Below are 17,033 nucleotides of genomic sequence, written 5' to 3'. Positions count from 1 at the left end.
AGAATCGCCGGTTTCCGGCCGTGCGCGCCGGTGGGAAGTGCTACCACTTCGAGGTGGACCGTACCGACGGCGCAGGCCGCTGACCATGGGTTCCAGGGCGGCGGGACACCTGGAGCCGGTCCCGGCGGCGGTCACGCCCGGCCGGGCGACGTTCCTGGAACTCTTCTTCGACCTGGTGTACGTCTTCGCGCTCACTCGGATCTCGGCGCGCGCGTTCGAGGATCTGACCCAGGAACCGGGCCGGGAGCACGGTTGGGGGACGGTCACCGGCGGCGGCAAGACGCTGCTGTTGCTGCTGGCGCTCTGGGCGGTCTGGCAGGGCACCGCGTGGACGACCAGCCGCTACGACCCGTACCGGGTGCCGTTGCAGACGGTGGTGCTCACCGCGTTGGTGGGCAGCATGGTGATGGGGGTGGCGGTCCCCCGGGCGTTCAGCGAGACCGCGCTGATGTTCGCGGTGGCGTACGTCGTCGCGCAGCTGACCCGGCCATTGATCCTGTCGATGGCGCTGGGGGCGCACCCGTACCGCCGGTTGAAGGTGCGCATGGCGGTGATCTACGCCGTCAGCGGGGTGCTCTGGATCGGCGGCGCGATGCTGCCCACCAACGCGCAGGTGGTGCTCTGGTCGGCGGCGTTGGCCTTCGAGTACCTGGCCGCCCGCTGCGGCTGGCCGGTGCCCGGCCTGGGTCGTTCGACGGTCTCCAAGTGGGAGATCGCCGGGGAACATCTGGCCGAGCGGTACCAGCAGTTCTTCCTCGTCGCGCTGGGCGAGACGATCCTGGTGGCGGGTTTCTCGTACAGCGCGGGCCCCTACGAGGCGGGGCACGTGTGGGCGTTCGCGCTGGCGCTGGCCACCTCGATCATGCTGTGGCGCATCTACGTGCAGCGGGCCGGGCGGATCCTGGGCGAGGCGGTGATGAAGGCCCGCCACCCCGCCACCATCGGCCGGTCGGCGGCCGACACACACCTGCTGATGGTGATCGGTCTCGCCGCCACCGCGATCGGCTACGAGCTGATCATCAATCATCCGCTGGACCGCATCCCCGGGCCGTGGCTGGCCATGGTGCTCGGTGGACCGGCCCTGTTCCTGGCCGGCCGGGCCCGCCTGGAGTACGAGGTGTTCGGGCGGGTCTCCCCGTCCCGGTGGATCGCCCTCGCGGTGCTGGTGGCGTCGTCGTTGCCGCTGCTGTACCTGCCCGGTGTGATCGCGACCGCGGTCGGGGCGCTGGTGCTGGCCGCTGTCGCGGTGGTCGACGCCCGTCGCGCCCACGGCGCCCCACTGGAGGCTGCCGCGCCACCGTTCTGAGCCTCGCGCGTCGATGTCGCGTCGGCGTGGACGGTTACTCTCGGCCGGTGACCTTCTCGCTCGTCGCCCGCTCCGCCGACGGCCGCCTGCACGGCGTGGCCGTCGCCAGCAAGTTCCTCGCCGCCGGGGCGCTGGTGCCGGCCGCCGCCGCCGAGGTGGGCGCGCTGGCCACCCAGGCGCACGTCAACCTCGCCTACCGCCCGCAGGGCCTCACCCTGCTGCGCACCGGGGTGGCCGCCGCCGACGTGGTGGCCGGGCTGATCGCCGCCGACCCCGAGCGGGAGCACCGCCAGCTCGGCGTCGTGGGGGCCACCGGCGCGGGCGCCAGTTGGACCGGGCCGGCCTGCCACCCGTGGGCCGGCGGGCGGACCGGCGACGGCTGGGCCGCGCAGGGCAACGTGCTCACCGGCCCGGAGGTCGTCGACGCCCTCGGCGAGGCCTGGCTGGCGGGGACGGCGCTGCCCTTCGCCGAGCGGCTGGTCGCCGCGCTGCGGGCCGGCGACGAGGCCGGCGGCGACCGGCGTGGCCGGCAGAGCGCCGGCCTGCTCGTGGTCGAGCGCGGCGGCGGGTACGGCGGCACCAGCGACGTAATGGTGGACCTGCGCGTGGACGACCACCCGAACCCGGTCGCCGAGCTGGGTCGCCTGCTCACCGTGCACACCATGCTGTTCGGCCGGCCGGACCCGGCCACACTGCTCGACCTGAGCGGCGCGGTCGCCGCCGAGGTGGCGGCGTTGCTCGGCGCGCTGGGCCATCCGGTGCACGAGGACGGCACGGAAGCGGCGTTGATCTCCTGGGCCGGGTTGGAGAACCTGGAGGAGCGGCTGGTGCCGGGGCGGATCGACCCGGTGGTGCTGACGCACCTGCGCGGTGTCGCCCCGCACGTCCCCGCACCCCGCGCCGCGAGCTGACCCCGGCCGCCGCCACGCGAGGCGGCTACACCGGCTGGCTCAGCCCTTGACCCGGGGCACCAGCCGGTGCACGACGGTGAGCGCCAACGCCATCACCACCGCCATCGTGCCGGCGATCCCGGCGGCGCTGCCCGCGTACCCGACGAACAGGGGGCGGCGGGCCAGCTCCTCCGGCCCGGTGTCGCGCAGGTCGAGCAGCCAGGCCAGGGACAGCCCACAGGCCACCAGGGCCAGCACACCACCGAGCCCGAGCACCAGCGCCGCGACCCGGTGTGCGTCGCCGGGGGCGATCTCGGCCTGCTCCCGCTGGGTTACCAGCAGCAGCAACCCGGCCAACGCCGCCCACACACCCACCACCAGGTACGCGGCGACGGCGTCGCTGGGCCGGTGCCAGCCGGCGGAAAGGGTGGCCACTCCGGCGACGGCGGCGTAGCCGGCGCCGATGAAGGCGCCGACGGCCCGCACCTTGCGTGGCAGCACGAGCATCAACGCGACAGCCACCGATGCGGCCACAGTGGCGTGCCCGCTCGGGAGGCTGTTGCCCACAGCGGCGCGTTCCGGGTCGACACCGAAGTCGGGCCGGTTCAGCCCGTACTTGAGAAGTTGGGTGGTGACGTTGGCTCCGGCGATCAGCAGGGTCGCGGTGATCGCCAGGGCGATCCGCCCGCGGATCAGCGCGATGAACCCGATCGTCGCGGTGGCGGCCAGCAGCGAGACCACCGACATCGCGTTGAGGATCTTATCGACCGGACCGTCGATGGTGTCCTGCCCGATCCGGTTGCCGGTGAGGGCGACAGTGTCCACCCACTGACCGATCTCGGAGTGCACGGCCACCCGCCACACGGCGAGGAAGGCGGCCGCCTGGACGAGGGCCAGTACGACCAACCAGACCGCGGTCCAACCCCGTGCCGTCGCGCGCATCCGCACACCGTAGCGGCAGGTGTCGGCGGTCCGACCGGTGGCCCGCCGCCAATGGCCGGTTAGGTTGTGCCGGAGGCGAGGAGGCGGTGGTGAGCGGAACACCGGAGCGCGACAGCGGCCGGGCCGAACCCGGTCCGGAGCAGCGTGAAGGCGACAATCCGGGGTCGGCAGGGCCGGTGCCGACGGGCGCCGACGCCGGTCCGGGTGGGCCGGCGCGGGCCGAGTCGCTGGCGGATCTGCTGGGCGGGCGGCGCGGCGCCATCGACGCGACCCTGCCGCCGCTGGCGTTCGCTGTGGGCTGGTTGCTGGGCGGCGAGTCGCTGTGGGGCGGGGTCGGGGCGGCGCTGGCCGTGGGCGCGGTCGTGGCCGGCGTACGGCTGCGTCGGGGTGACCGGCCGCGCTCGGTGCTGATCGGGCTGCTGGCCGTCTGCGTCGCGGCGTTGATCGCGGTGCGCACCGGCCGGGCCGAGAACTTCTTTCTGATCCAGGTGCTGTCGAACGCCGCGAGCGCTCTGGCGTGGACGGTCAGCATCGTGGTGCGGTGGCCACTGCTCGGTGTGCTGGTCGGCGCGGTGCTGGGCCAGCGGGCCGGGTGGCGGCGCGACCCGGCGCTGCTGCGCGGGTACGGCCGGGCCAGTTGGGTGTGGACGGCGACCTACCTGCTGCGGCTCGCCGTGTTCGTGCCGCTGTACCTGGGTGGGCAGGTGCTCGCGCTGGTGGTGGCCCGGGTGGCGCTGACCTGGCCGCTGGTCGCCGCGGCGCTGGCGCTGAGCTGGGTGGTGCTGCGGCGCTCGCTGCCGGCCGGGCACCCGGGGCTGCGTCACCCGGTCGCGCCGCCTCGCTGAAACCGGCCCCGCCCGGCCGGACCCGGGGCAGCGAAACGGCCGGACCCGGGGCAGGGGCACGGCCGGAGTTGGGGCAAAAAAGTGGAGAGGCCGCCACGGGGGGAGCGGCCTCTCCGGTGACGTACGTTACTCCGTCACGGACCTCGGTGTGGTCCCGCGACGGCCCGAATTTCTGGGCTTTTTCGCGGTTGGCTTCAGTCCGGGCGGTGGGGTGGGCCAGCCGATCCGCTGCGTCGGCCAGATGGCCGGCCCACCCCGGCCTGACCGTGGGTGTCAGGCCGTCCCGCCAGCCCCGGTCCGTCGTTCCCCGGACCCGGGCCGGATCCCGGGGTGGGCGGTCCACGCCACCCACCCCGGGTCGTCTCAGCCGTTCGGGAACATGCTGCCGTAGTCGGCGTACGCCATGGCGATGTCAGCCTGTGCCCAGAACCGGTGGTAGTTGAAGCTCGGCTCCGCACCACCGTCCAGGTACGCCTGCACCTTGGGCCAGTCCGGGTCGTTCTTGTAGAAGGACCGGATGTCGAGGAAGCTCTTGCCGGCGGCGATGGTGTCGCCGTTCGGCATCTTCCCGGTCCAGCCCGACGGGACGTAGAGGCCCTGCCCGGTGGACGCGTTGTAGACGTCGTCGAAGCGCCGGTAGTCGCCACGCTTCTCGGTGGTGGAGACGCCCTTGGCGTCGCTGGCGGCCGACAGCGCGTCGAGCAGCCCCTTGGCGGTGTTCTTGGCCGCCACGTTGCCCGACTTGGCCGCGTACGCGATCAGGATCCGGGCGTAGGAGGCGGTGACACCGACGTCCTGACCCTTGCTGATGACCTCGACGTGCAGGCCGGTGTTGGGCTGCGGGTTGGACGGGTTCCAGGTGGTCGGCTGACCGGTCCACGCCATGTCCGACGGGATCGACCAGTTGGTGCCGAGGGTGGTGTTGGCGATCGCCCAGGGCACCCACTTGTCCAGCAGCGCCTTGGCCTTCGCGTTGCCGGTCTGCTGGTACAGCTCGGCGATGCGCTGCATCGACCATGCCTGCATTCCGAACCACTGGTTCGACGGCGGGTCGTTGTAGACCGGGTCGACGTCGTAGAACATGCCGTAGAAGGTGCTGGTGCCGGCCGGCGGCTGGGCGTAGCTACCGTCCCAGCTGTTGGTGGCGCCACCGGCGATGCCGCCCTCGGCGGACTGCAACCAGGTGTAGAACTCCAGCTGCCGCTCGAAGCTCTTGGTCCAGTCGGCGACCGCCGTCGACGACTGCGGCTTGAGCTCCGGGGTGTTGGTCAGCGCCCAGGCCGCGAACGGGTTCTGGTAGCCGAAGTGGTTGTGGCTGGAGCCGATCCGCCAGGACCAGTTCTGGCTGGCGTCGTACGCGCCGCCCCAGGCGTAGTACCAGGACAGCAGGTAGTGCGCCGAGTCCTTGCCGCTGCCGGCGGGGCAGGTGCTGGCCCCGACGCAGTTGCCGATCTTCTTGAAGTACTTGTCGAACATCGCGTACCGCAGGTAGTCGCCCATCTTCGCGGCCTTGGCGATGGTGGCCGCGACGTCGGCCTGTTTGTTCTGCGCCTTGGACCAGGTCAGCGCCCAGTACGCGGCCTGCACGGCGCGGGCGTCGGCGTCCGGGGCGTTGGTGTACTTCCACTGCTTGGCGGGGGCGCCGGTGTCCTTGACGAACAGGTCGAGGTAGCCGTACTGGCCGCCGTGCTTGAAGGTGTCGCAGGAGGGCTGCGGAACGGTCTCCCACACCGACTCCTGGGTGCCCCGCTGGAAGGTGTTGATGTAGGCGGGCTTGGTGGTGCCGTCACCGCAGCGGCCGAAGCCGTAGGTGTTGTCGACGTCCATCAGCCAGTGCATGCCGTAGATGTCGCCGGTGCCGTAGGTGGACTGCAACTCCGAGCGGAGCGGGTCCTGGCCGACCGAGATGTTCGGGTTCAGCGCCGACGGGTACTGGCTGGGCAGGTTGTACTCCGCGGCGTACTGCGGGGTGCCCGCGGAGCCGGCGGTCGGCTGGTCGGCGTGCGTGGGGATGATGTATTTCTCCATCACCGTCCAGGCGTTGTTGAACGGCGCCCAGTTCTGGGTGACCTTGCCGTAGTAGGCCTCCAGCCAGAGCCAGAAGCTGAACGCCTCCGAGGTGGTCTCGTGGCCGTGGTCGGGCGCCTCGACGATCAGCGTCTCCACCGAGTGGTACGGCACGCCCTCGGGGCTGAAGTAGCCCGAGTTCTTGATCTTGCCGTACTGCTCGAGGAACTTCGCGGTGTAGGCGTTGTCGCCGCCGGGGGTGTCGTTGTCGATCTCGGTGGCGCTGACCGCCAGCGAGGCGAGACCGGTGGCGGAGGCGGTGATGGTGGCGGCGCCGCCGACGGTGTCGGTGTCCTCTGCCGCGGCGACAGTGACGGTGACCCCGGTGTTCCAGTTGCTCGGGGTCAGCGTGGCGGTGGCCGGCGAGACCGTGACGTCGGTGTCACCGGTGCGGGTGAGGGTGACCGGCACGTTGGCCGTCGGGGCGGCGCTGAGCTTCAGGTTGAAGGTGGCGCTGGCGCCCTCGGTGACGCTCACGGCGGACGGGGTGGCGACCAGTGTCGGGCCGGTGGCGGCCCCGACGGTGAACGCCTTCTCGTCGACCCCGATGCCGTTGGCGTTGTCGTACGCCTTGGCCTGGACGGTGTAGCTGCCGGCCGGCAGGTCCTCCTGCGTGTACGCGTACGGGGCGGAGGTGTCGGTGTTGATCAGCAGGCCGTTGCGGTAGAACTCGACCTTGCTGATCGTCCCGTCCGGGTCGCTGGCGGTGGCCGTGAGCGGCACGTCGGCCGGCGCGGTGAACGGCCCGGTCGGCAGGCCGAGGGAGACCGTCGGCGGCTGGTTGGCCGGGGTGCCGTTGCAGGGGGTGCCGTTGACAGTGAACGAGGTGGGCTTCGGGTTGCTGCCCGAGTGGGCGCCGTTGAAGCCGATGGTGGTGGAGGCCCCGGTGGCAAGGTTGCCGTTGTACGACTCGTTGGTCGCGGTGACCTCGCTGCCGGTCTGGCTGAATTTGGCCGACCAGCCCTGGGTGACCCGCTGACCGCTGGTCGGGAAGGTCCACTTGAGCGTCCAGTTGCTCACCGGGTCACCCAGGTTCTTGATGGTGACGTTCGCGGTGAAGCCGGTGTTCCAGTCGTTTGTCGCGTAGACCACGTCGCAGGCGGGTGCGGCCTGTGCGGCGCCGGCCGGCAGGGTCACCCCGCCGATGGCGAGCAGCGCGGCGGCGGCGAGTGCCACGCGCCGGCGTATTGCCAGTTGTCTCATGTGCGCGGTGTCTCCTCGGACCAGGCCGGGATGGTCCCCGGCGAGGCGCCTGCCCGCGAGGGTGGTGGTGGTCCGCGGGGATGTCGAGGCGCCGGGAAGGTTGTCTTCCCCGGGCCCGGCCGGGGTAGGGCGTGCGGCCCGCGCGGGAGGGGGTCCCGCCGGCTGCGCTCGGGTGACCGTGACCGGAGCTGGTGCTGCCGGTTGCCCTCGGTGGACCCGCACTTCACGCGATGTGGCTCCTGTCGCGTCGAATCGACAGTGTGCCATGGAAGCGCTCCCACAACAAGCGCACGGAGCGCCGGATCAGCTCCTTGTTTCGATCTCGTTTTGGGTCTTTCACAAAGGCGTGACGGGCGTTACAGTCGCAACATCGGTCGATGGGAGCGCTTCCATCGACAAGGTTCCAACAAGAAGATCGCTGGGGTCGTTTCTGACGAGCCCAGGGAACCCGACCGAGGGCCGACGACGGGCCAGCCCGGACGCCGTCGTCAGCCATCGTCCCGCCACAGGGAGGGAGGTGGAACCAGAGCCACTCGCGTGGCCCGGCTCCCGCGCGACACGCACGGCAGGACCCAAATTCCGCCCGTGTGTGTGCAGTTACGGTGGGGACGGGGGTTGCCCTCCCCCGTCCCCACACTAAACCCCCGTACACGATAGGAAAAGAGGCCGACGGGACAGGCGCGCCGCGCCGCCCGGACGGCCTCGTTCGCTGCTCGGGGCCACACCCGTCTCCCACCCGCCAGCGCCGGCCGTTCTGACGGCCGGCTGACCGGCCGGCAGCGCCTGCCCTATCATGGGAGCGCTCCCGAATCTTTCGGCGGTGGCCCCGTATCCATGAGGAGAATCCATGTCGATACCTATCGGGCCCGCCGGCCCGCTGCGCTTCCCGGACAACTTCGGCTGGGGCGCGGCCACCTCCGCCTACCAGATCGAGGGCGCCGCCAAGGAGGACGGGCGCGGCGAATCGGTCTGGGACACCTTCAGCCGCGTCCCAGGGCGCACCCGCAACGGCGACACCGGCGACGTGGCCATCGACCACTACCACCGCTACGCCGAGGACCTCGACCTCATGCGCGACCTCGGGTTGCGCAGCTACCGCTTCTCCATCTCCTGGCCCCGCATCCAGCCCGACGGCACCGGCACGCCCAACCAACGCGGCCTCGACTTCTACCGCCGCCTGCTCGACGGTCTGCACGAGCGCGGCATCACCCCGATGGCCACCCTGTTCCACTGGGACCTCCCGCAGGCGCTCCAGGACGCCGGCGGCTGGGAGTCACGCGACACCGCCCACCGCTTCGCCGACTACGCCGACGTGGTCTTCCGCGCCCTCGGCGACCGGGTGCCGGCCTGGCTCACCATCAACGAACCCAAGACCGTGGTGCAGAACGGCTACCTCACCGGCCACCACGCCCCCGGGCGGCAGGACCCGGACGCCGCCTACCTGGTCGCCCACCACCTGCAACTCGCCCACGGGTACGCCGTCGCCGCGCTGCGGGCCACCGGCAGCGACAGCCGCATCGGCCCCGCGCTCAACCTGCACCCCTGCTACCCCGCCGACGACTCCCCGCAGGCTGCCGCGGCCGCCCACCTCTACGACGCCTACGAGAACCGCCTCTACCTCGACTCCCTGCTCAAGGGCAGCTACCCGGAGGACCTGCTGGCCGACCTGGGCCCGCAGAGCCGGATGGTCCAGGGCATCCGCGACGGCGACCTGAAGACCATCTCCGCGCCGGTCGACCTGCTGGCCGTGCAGTACTACACCCCGATCTACGTCACCGGCGACGGCGGCACCGCGCACCGCTGGGCGACCTCCGAGGCCGAATGGCAGCAGATCTACCCCGAGGGGATGTACGACCTGCTGACCCGAATCACCCGCGAGTACGGGCCGATCCCGCTCACCATCACCGAGAACGGGCTGCCCACACCGGACACCCTGGGCGCGGACGACACCGTCCAGGACACCGGCCGCATCAGCTTCCTCCGCGACCACCTCACCGCCGCGCACCGGGCCATCGCCGACGGAGTGCCGCTGGAGAGCTTCCACGTCTGGTCACTGCTGGACAACTTCGAGTGGGACCAGGGCTACGACCAACGGTGGGGCCTGGTCTACGTCGACTACGCCACCCAGCGTCGGGTGCTCAAGAACTCCGCCACCTGGTACCGCTCGGTCATCGCCGACGGCGGCTTCTGACCGCGCCGCCACCCGGACGGCCGGGCCCGGACGGCTCGGCTCGGGTGAGCCGTGACCGTCCGGGCCTCGGCCGGCTCACTCAGCGGGGCAGCGCCTGCTGCAACTCCGCCCGCAGGGCCGGGGTGAGCATCTCCCCCGCCTGCTTGGCCAACCGGGCCATCTCGTAGCCCACCACGCCGATGTCCGCGTCACCGGCGGCCAGCGTGGCCAGAATCGAACCGTCGCGGATCTGCATCACCAGGAAGTACCCACGGCCCATCTCGACCACCGTCTGCTTGACGACATCGCCGTCGAACATCGAGGCCGCGCCCGCTGTGATACTCATCAGCCCGGACGTCACCGCGGCGAGCTTGTCCGCGTTGTCGCGCGGCAGGTGATCGGAGATCGCCACCAGCAGCCCGTCAGAGGAGACCACCACCGCGTGCGCCACACCCGGCACCCGCTCCGCGAACGCGCTCACCAGCCAGCTCAGGTCACGCGCCTCCTGGCTCAACGTCGTCACTGTCGTCGTCCCCCTTCGTCGTGCCCCCCGGACGGTGGCACGGGTATCTCGGTGGTGTCCTCAGCCTCGGCGCGCCGTACTCCGCTGTAGAGCCGCGAGAGCATGCCGCCGACCGCCTCCGGGTCCGGGTCGGTGCGGGTCGGTGCCGTCATCGGTTGTGCCGAACGGGTGACGGCGCTCAACTGCGCCATGGGCACCCGCACCGGCAATCCCCGCTCATTGGTGCCGGCGGTCACCGGGATCGTCGGTGGCGCCGCCGCGGCGGGCACCACCGGCACGGTCGGGCCCTGCCGCGAATACCAGCCCCCGCCGGCACCGCGAGCAGCGGCGGGGGTCAACACGTCCTCGGCGCGTACCGGAACCGGGCGGCCCTGACGCGGCACGCCGACGCCCGGCGGGCGGCCGGCCACCGGCAGGTCCCGCACCGCGCCGTTCGGCATCGGACCAGGGGCCTGCCGGACGGCACCGGACTGCGGAACCAGCCCCCGCGCCGCGCTCGCCGCCAGCATCCGCGCCGACGGGGGCGCATCCAGCTCCACACTGCCCGCCGGCGCCAGCAACACCGCGGGCAGGGCGAGCCGGGCGACCAGGCCGTCCTCGCCGCCCTCCAACCGCACGCGGACGCCCAACCGGGCCGCGAGGTGACTGACCACGAAGAGCCCCATCCGCTCCACGGCGGCGACGTCCGCGGCCGGAGGGCTGGCCAGCACCTCGTTCGCCTGCACCAGCGCGGTCGGGCTCATACCCAGACCCCGGTCGACGATCTCGATCAGCGCACCCCCCGCCTCGACCCGGGCGGTCACCACCACGACGGTGTCCGGGCGGGAGAAGGCGGTGGCGTTCTCCAGCAGCTCGGCCAGCAGGTGCACCAACTCGCCGACGGCGTGCCCGACCATGTGCACATCGGCCACCGACTCGATCCGGACCCGCTGGTACTGCTCGATCTCCGCGGCGGCGGCCAGCAGCACCGCACCGAGCCCGACCGGCCGGTTCCACCGGCGGGTCGAGTCGGTGCCGGCGAGCACCAGCAGGCTCTCGTCGTTACGGCGCATCCGGGCGGCCAGGTGATCGAGCTTGAACAGGTTCTCCAACTGGTCCGGGTCGCTCTCCTCGCGCTCCAGGTCGTCCAGCAGCTCCAGCTGACGCTCCACCAGCACCTGACTACGGCGGGCCAGGTTGACGAACATCGCGTTGACGTTGCGCCGCATCAGCGCCTGCTCGACGGCGACCGTGACCGCGCTGCGGTGCACCGCCACGAACGCCTCGGCCAGCTCGCCGATCTCGTCGAGTGAACGGACCACCGCCGGCGCGACATCGATGCGCGGCACCCCACCGGTGACGGTCTTCAGCCGGTCCAGGGTGTCCGGCAACTCGACCTGGGCGATCCGCAGCGCCTGGCTGCGCAGCATCCGCATCGACCGGGCGACCGACCGCCCGATGAGCAACGAGATCAGCAGGGCGGCCAGCAGGACCGTGACCACACCGCCGACGACCAGCAGGGTCGTCCGCAGCTGATCGTCGCTGGCCTCCTCGGCCTGCCGTACGGCGTCGTCGAGCACACCCGCCTCGAGCTGACGCAGCAGCTCCTGACGCTGCTGGCTGGCCGACCACCACTGCTCCGACGGCAGCACCTGCGGCGACGCGCCGCCGGAGGACAGGCTGCGCTCCTCCAACCCGGTGGCGACCAGGAAATTCGGCGACACCGAGGTCTCGTCGTAGCGGCGGATCTGCTCACTGGTCGCGGCCACCCGGAACGCGCCGAGCGCGGTGAGTTGCTGACCGCGCAGGTCGGCGAGGATCACCCGGTCCTCGGTGCCGTACGCACCGACGCGGGCAGCGGCGTAGAGCTGGGCCCGCACCCGGGAGGAGAGTTCCTTGACCCGGGCCAACTGGACGTAGCGCAGCACCGCGTCGTTCAACGCCGGCTGGTTCTGCCCCGGCGTCGGTTCGGCGAGCAGGTCGAGCAACGCCCCGACGGCCCGGTGGTAGTTGCTCAGGATGGTCTCGGTGCTGAGGACCGCCGGCGGAATCGCCGCGCGGATGTCGACCACCTGGTCGTACGTCTCCAGCGCCTCGGAGAAGGCCACCCGCCAGGACGCGTCCGCGTCGGCCAGGGGCTCGGCGGCCCGGCTGAGGTCCACGATGGCCTTGTCGGTGGCCGCCTGCAACGGCTTCAGGTCGTTCGCGGCGGCCTGCCGGTCACCACCCTTACGCAGCTCACCCAGCTCCCCCGCCGAACGGTCACGCTCCTGCTGGAGCTGGTGCACCGCCGCGGTGATCTGCCGGCCGATGCCGACCTGACTGGAGAAGTCGTTCAACGCCGTCGTCCGCCCCACCAGGGTGCTGGTCTGCACCCCGGCGAGCAGGAGGAACGCCATCGACGGCACCAGCAGCACGGTGGCGAGCTTCGTGCTCATCCGCCAGTCGCGCAGTCGGAACGGCGACCGCCGTCGATGCGGAACGACTCGGACATCGAAGCGGCGTCGGCGATGGTTCGACACCGCGCCGTTCGCCGGGTCGGGACCTGCCGCCACCCTGCCTCCTCCGTCCTACCGCGTCCACCGCGGTCGGGGGAGCGCAGTCCATCCAACCAGGCTCGGTACCGCTGTCAACGGCCCGGGCGAGGCCGAGGTTCAGGAAGGATACTGCGGGTGGGAACGTCCTGCCGTGGTCGGTAAAACCAGCTCGTCCGTCCGGCCGATGTCGGCGAGCTCGATCGCGTCACCGAAGCGCCCCAGCGCCACCAACGCGGCACCGGTGGCGCCGATCTCGGGGTTGCGTTGATGCGACACCGGTCGCGGTGCGAGCGCTGTCGCGAAGGCCTGCCGCCACCACACCGAGGCGGCCACCGCACCGCCGCCCAGCACCACGCCGACCGGTTTGTCGATGGTGGACTCCAGCACCCCGAGATCCTCGGCGACCAGCTCACACAGCCCCTGCATCAGCCCGGCCAGGATGTCGACCGAGGTGGTGCTGAAACTCAGACCGCGCAGCTCACCGCTGCCCGCCGGCGCCAGCCCGGGCGCCCGGTCGCCACCGAAGCGGGGATCCGACGGCCGGCCGCCGCCCGCCGGCACCAACGCCAGCGCCGCGTCCAGCTCAGCACCCCGAGGCAACCGCAGCTCCCGGTCCGCCCAGGCGAAGAGGTTGCCGCCGTTGGCGTACGCGGCCCCGGTCACCACGTGGTCGTGGTCGACCCGGTACCGCCACAACCGTTCGGGCAGGCGCGGCATCGGCTCGCCCGCCGGGATCCGCTGCATCAGCCGTACGGCCGCGGAGGTGCCCACCGTGACGGCGGCCCGGCTCGGGTCGACGCAGCCCGAGCCGACGTTCGACGCCCCACCGTCGCCCACCGGCGGTGACCACCGGGCCTGCGCCAACTGCGGCCACCGACGAGCCAGGTCGACCCGGAGCCGGCCGTGCCAGTCCAGCTCGCCCAGCGGCGGCAGCTCCTCCTGTCGCGCCTCGGCCAGCGTCAGCGCCTCCTCGTCCCAGCGCAGGGTGCGCAGGTCCAGCAGACCGGTCCCGGAGGCCTGGGAGATCGACATGGGCGCCGAGTCGAGCAGCTCGCCCAGCACGTACTCGGGCAGACCCACGAACCGGGCGATCGGGGTGCCGGACTGCTCACGCAGCCAGGGCAACCGCATCGACCAGTACGAACGGTGCCACCAGCAGCCGGTGCGCTGGTGGAAGCCGTCCGGGTCGGCCGGCCCGGCGGTGCGTCCGACCGGGGCGGGCCGGGTGTCCAGCCAGGTGACCACCGGGCCCATGGGAGCGCCGTCGCGGTCCAGTGGGAGCACCGAGTGCCACTGGGCGGAGACCGCCACCAGGCCGACGTCGTGCAGGTGCCCCGAGTCGGCCAGCTCGTCCAGGCACTCGACCAGGCTCGCCAGATAGTCCCGACCGGACAGCGTGCCGGTGCCGTCGTCGCCGATGGCGAGGTCGACCTTGCGGCGGGCCAGAGCGCCGGGCAGCGGCTGGGTGTCCGCGTCCAGCACCAGCCCGCGTACCGAGGAGGTGCCCAGGTCGAGCGCGAGAATGTTCATCGCCGGTCAAGTTACCCCGTGCCAGCCGGCCGACGGGCGCGTAGGGTGGATCACATGCTCGCGCAGTTGACCAGTTGGTGGCCCGCCGACCCGGCGGCCATCTCCCGCGCGTAGCTCCATCCACGCGGCCGCCATCGAGGCGGTCGCCGGATCTCCCGGCTCCAGGGGCCGCCCGACGGCGGCACCCAGCCCGACGGAGACTCCGATGACCCACCTGACCGACCTGCTCGCCGCCGTCGCGCGCGGCGTCGACCCCGGCCCCTTCGCGCTGCTGCGCCGCGAGGGCGCGGACGACCTGGACCTGTTCACCGGCCCGGTCGACACCGTCGAAGAGCTCACCGACCTCCCGCTGCCGGCAGGCCCGCCCGGGGCACGGACGCTGGCCCTGGTGCCGTACCGGCAGATCACCGAGCGCGGCTTCGCCTGCGTCGACGACGGTGCCCCGCTGGAGTTCCTCCAGGTCCGCGAGCACCAACGGATCACGCTGACCGACGCCCTCGCCGCGCTTCCCGACGAACCGGTGCACACCACCGATGCCGGCTTCGACATCAGCGACGAGGAGTACGCGCGGACCGTGCAGCGGGTGCTGTCCGAGGAGATCGGCCGCGGCGAGGGCGCGAACTTCGTCATCCACCGCGCCCTGCACGCCACGGTGCAGGGCCCGCCGCTGGGGGCCGCGCTGGCCGCGCTGCGCCGGCTGCTGATCGCCGAACGGGGCGCGTACTGGACGTTCGTGGTGCACACCGGCACCCGCACGCTGGTCGGCGCCAGCCCGGAGCGCCACGTCAGCGTCGACGACGGACTGGTGATGATGAACCCGATCAGCGGCACCTTCCGCTGCCCCGGTGGCGTCGCGGACCGGGCGGCCCTGCTGCGTTTCCTCGCCGATGAGAAGGAGACCGAAGAGCTGTACATGGTGCTCGACGAGGAGCTGAAGATGATGGCCACCGTCGCCGAGCACGGTGGGCAGGTGATCGGGCCGTACCTGAAGGAGATGTCGCACCTGGCGCACACCGAGTACCTGCTCGCCGGGCGGGGCACCCGTGACGTGCGGGAGGTACTGCGCGAGACGATGTTCGCCCCCACCGTCACCGGCAGCCCGATCGAGAACGCCTGCCGGGTGATCGCCCGGCACGAACGCCGGGGCCGGGGCTACTACGGGGGCGTGCTGGCGCTGCTCGGCCACGACGAGGCCGGCCGGCAGACGCTCGACGCCCCGATCCTGATCAGGACCGCCGAGATCTCCCCCACCGGCCGGCTGCGGGTGCCGGTCGGCGCGACCCTGGTCCGGCACTCGACGGCGGCCGGCGAGGTGGCCGAGACGCACGCCAAGGCCGCCGGGGTGCTGGCCGCGCTCGGCCTCGGGCCGGCGGCGTCCGTCGGCGACCGCGGGCCGGTCGCGCGGCTGGCCGACGACCCGGCGGTACGCGACGCGCTGGCCGCCCGCAACGCGCCGCTGGCGCGGTTCTGGCTCGACCAGCGCTCACCGGACGCGCCCGGACTGCCCGGACTGGTCGGCCGCCGGGCGTTGATCGTGGACGCCGAGGACACCTTCACCGGAATGCTGGCCCACCAACTGAGCGCGTTGGGACTCGCGGTGACCACCCGCCCCTGGCACGCCAGCGGCCCGGTCGACGACTACGACCTGGTGGTCGCCGGTCCCGGACCGGGCGACCCGGGCAGCGCGGACGAGCCGAAGATGCTGGCGCTGCGCACGCTGCTGACCGGGCTGCTGACCACCGGCCGTCCCACCCTCGCGGTCTGCCTCGGCCATCAGGTGCTGGCCGGGCTGCTGGGGTTGACGCTGCACCGCCGGGACGCGCCCTACCAGGGGTTGCAGCGGGAGGTGTCGCTGTTCGGCCGGACCCGCCGGGTCGGGTTCTACTCGACGTTCACCGCCCGCTCCGAGGCCGACCGGCTGGCCACCGCGTACGGGCCGGTGGAGCTGGCCCGCGACCCGGACGACGGCGCCGTGCACGCCCTTCGCGGGCGCGGCTTCGCCGGGGTGCAGTTCCACGCGGAGTCGGTGCTCAGCCCGGACGGGCTGGCCGTGCTCAGCGACCTGTTGACCGAACTGCTGCCCGCGTCGCGCCCCGACGAGCTGTCCGCGACGCGCCCAGGCGCATAGTCGCCCCGGCCCGGGGGTAGGGCTGGATGGACCGGCGGCGCGGACGGGCCGAGAGCCCCCGCCCGCGCCGCCGGTCGCCCTCGTCTGTCAGCCGGCCAGGCCCGCCTTCAGAGCCGCGCCGAGCTGCACCGCGCGCCGGGCGGTGAGCGCGCAGGCCCCGAGCGCCACGGCGTCCGGGGCGATCTCCCCGTTGTTGCTCGTGTGCGAGGCGCCGTACGGGTTGCCGGCGATGAACTGGCTGGTGTCGGTGTAACCGGGGGTGACCACCACACCGCCCCAGTGGTAGAAGACGTTGAAGAGCGAGGTCAGCGTGGTCTCCTGACCCCCGTGCGAGGTGCCCGTCGAGGTGAAGGCGGAGTAGACCTTGTTGACCAGCCCGCCCTGGCTCCAGAGCGGGCCGGTGGTGTCGATGAACTGCTTCAACTGGGCGGCGATCATGCCGTACCGGGTCGGCGCACCGAAGATCGCCACGTCGGCCCAGGTGAGGTCGTCGAGCATCGCCTCCGGCACGTCCTGGGTCTCCAGGTGGTGCGCCTGCCACCCGGAGTTGGAGCGGATCGCCTCGTCCGGCGCCAACTCGCGCACCTTGCGCAGGCGCACGTCGGCGCCGGCGTCCCCGGCGGCCTCACACACGGCCTGCGCCATCTGGTAGGTGGTGCCGGTGGCGCTGTAGTAGATCACCGCTACCTTGGTCTGGGCAGCCATCAGAGTGTCCCCTTCTCGTCTCGGATCAGCTCCCGCGACTACCCGTTGCGGACGCGCTCTAACGACAGCCTCCGGCGCTGCCGGCTACCGGTCCGCCGGCTCAAGTTTTCCGCAACTTCCCGGTCGTTCCGGCCCGACGTCGCGCGCGGACGACGATCCTGGTGCCATCGGTGCCGGCGGGATCGAGCCGCCGCCCCGCACCGGGCAC

At 72.2% G+C, this 17,033-nt stretch carries 11 protein-coding genes; 5 read left to right on the top strand and 6 right to left on the bottom strand.

What is annotated here, in order from left to right:
* The first annotated feature begins 85 nt into the window (after positions 1-85).
* Positions 86-1,306: a low temperature requirement protein A gene (locus OG598_RS04030; RefSeq protein ID WP_328653063.1), complete on the top strand. Its 1,221-nt coding sequence runs from the start codon at positions 86-88 to the stop codon at positions 1,304-1,306.
* Positions 1,307-1,353: 47 nt separating this feature from the next.
* Positions 1,354-2,217 (top strand): DUF1028 domain-containing protein, encoded by an 864-nt coding sequence (locus tag OG598_RS04025; protein WP_328653062.1) that lies wholly within the window; start codon positions 1,354-1,356, stop codon positions 2,215-2,217.
* A 39-nt stretch (positions 2,218-2,256) separates the two neighbouring features.
* Here the strand turns inward: OG598_RS04025 and OG598_RS04020 are convergent, their stop codons facing one another.
* Positions 2,257-3,144: a phosphatase PAP2 family protein gene (locus OG598_RS04020; RefSeq protein WP_328653061.1), complete on the bottom strand. Its 888-nt coding sequence runs from the start codon at positions 3,142-3,144 to the stop codon at positions 2,257-2,259.
* 170 nt (positions 3,145-3,314) lie between these two features.
* On the opposite strand from OG598_RS04020, the gene OG598_RS04015 reads away from it, so the two are divergent.
* Positions 3,315-3,983 carry a DUF3159 domain-containing protein gene (locus tag OG598_RS04015; protein WP_328655269.1) on the top strand — a complete coding sequence of 223 codons (669 nt, stop codon included), beginning with the start codon at positions 3,315-3,317 and terminating at the stop codon, positions 3,981-3,983.
* 363 nt (positions 3,984-4,346) lie between these two features.
* On the opposite strand, the gene OG598_RS04010 is transcribed toward OG598_RS04015, so the two are convergent.
* The gene (locus OG598_RS04010) at positions 4,347-7,253 is read right to left on the bottom strand and encodes a glycoside hydrolase family 48 protein (protein ID WP_328653060.1); all 2,907 of its coding nucleotides are present in this window, start codon (positions 7,251-7,253) and stop codon (positions 4,347-4,349) included.
* An 847-nt stretch (positions 7,254-8,100) separates the two neighbouring features.
* Here OG598_RS04010 and OG598_RS04005 point away from each other — a divergent pair.
* Positions 8,101-9,444, top strand: a complete 1,344-nt coding sequence (locus tag OG598_RS04005) for a GH1 family beta-glucosidase (protein WP_328653059.1) — start codon at positions 8,101-8,103, stop codon at positions 9,442-9,444.
* A gap of 79 nt (positions 9,445-9,523) precedes the next feature.
* Here OG598_RS04005 and OG598_RS04000 read toward each other — a convergent pair whose 3' ends face one another.
* The 3 genes from OG598_RS04000 to OG598_RS03990 form a co-directional block, all read right to left on the bottom strand.
* Positions 9,524-9,946 (bottom strand): roadblock/LC7 domain-containing protein, encoded by a 423-nt coding sequence (locus OG598_RS04000; protein WP_088988684.1) that lies wholly within the window; start codon positions 9,944-9,946, stop codon positions 9,524-9,526.
* Positions 9,943-12,480 (bottom strand): sensor histidine kinase, encoded by a 2,538-nt coding sequence (locus OG598_RS03995; RefSeq protein WP_328653058.1) that lies wholly within the window; start codon positions 12,478-12,480, stop codon positions 9,943-9,945. The genes OG598_RS04000 and OG598_RS03995 overlap by 4 nt, the downstream gene beginning before the upstream one ends.
* Before the next feature lie 99 nt (positions 12,481-12,579).
* A complete protein-coding gene (locus OG598_RS03990; protein WP_328653057.1) occupies positions 12,580-13,992 on the bottom strand; it encodes an FGGY family carbohydrate kinase in 1,413 nt (470 codons plus the stop codon).
* 205 nt (positions 13,993-14,197) lie between these two features.
* Here OG598_RS03990 and OG598_RS03985 point away from each other — a divergent pair, with 205 nt between their 5' ends.
* On the top strand, positions 14,198-16,120 hold the full coding sequence (locus OG598_RS03985; RefSeq protein ID WP_328653056.1) for an anthranilate synthase family protein: 1,923 nt from the start codon (positions 14,198-14,200) through the stop codon (positions 16,118-16,120).
* Positions 16,121-16,207: 87 nt separating this feature from the next.
* Here the strand turns inward: OG598_RS03985 and wrbA are convergent, their stop codons facing one another.
* Entirely contained in the window at positions 16,208-16,825 is a 618-nt protein-coding gene (gene wrbA / locus OG598_RS03980) for an NAD(P)H:quinone oxidoreductase (protein WP_238686701.1), read from the bottom strand.
* Positions 16,826-17,033: the final 208 nt, after the last annotated feature.

Origin of the sequence: Micromonospora sp. NBC_00330, from assembly GCF_036136635.1 — a bacterium.
In the GTDB taxonomy this organism is placed as follows: Bacteria; Actinomycetota; Actinomycetes; order Mycobacteriales; family Micromonosporaceae; genus Micromonospora; species Micromonospora salmantinae.
This window is presented reverse-complemented; position numbering and strand designations above follow the sequence as displayed.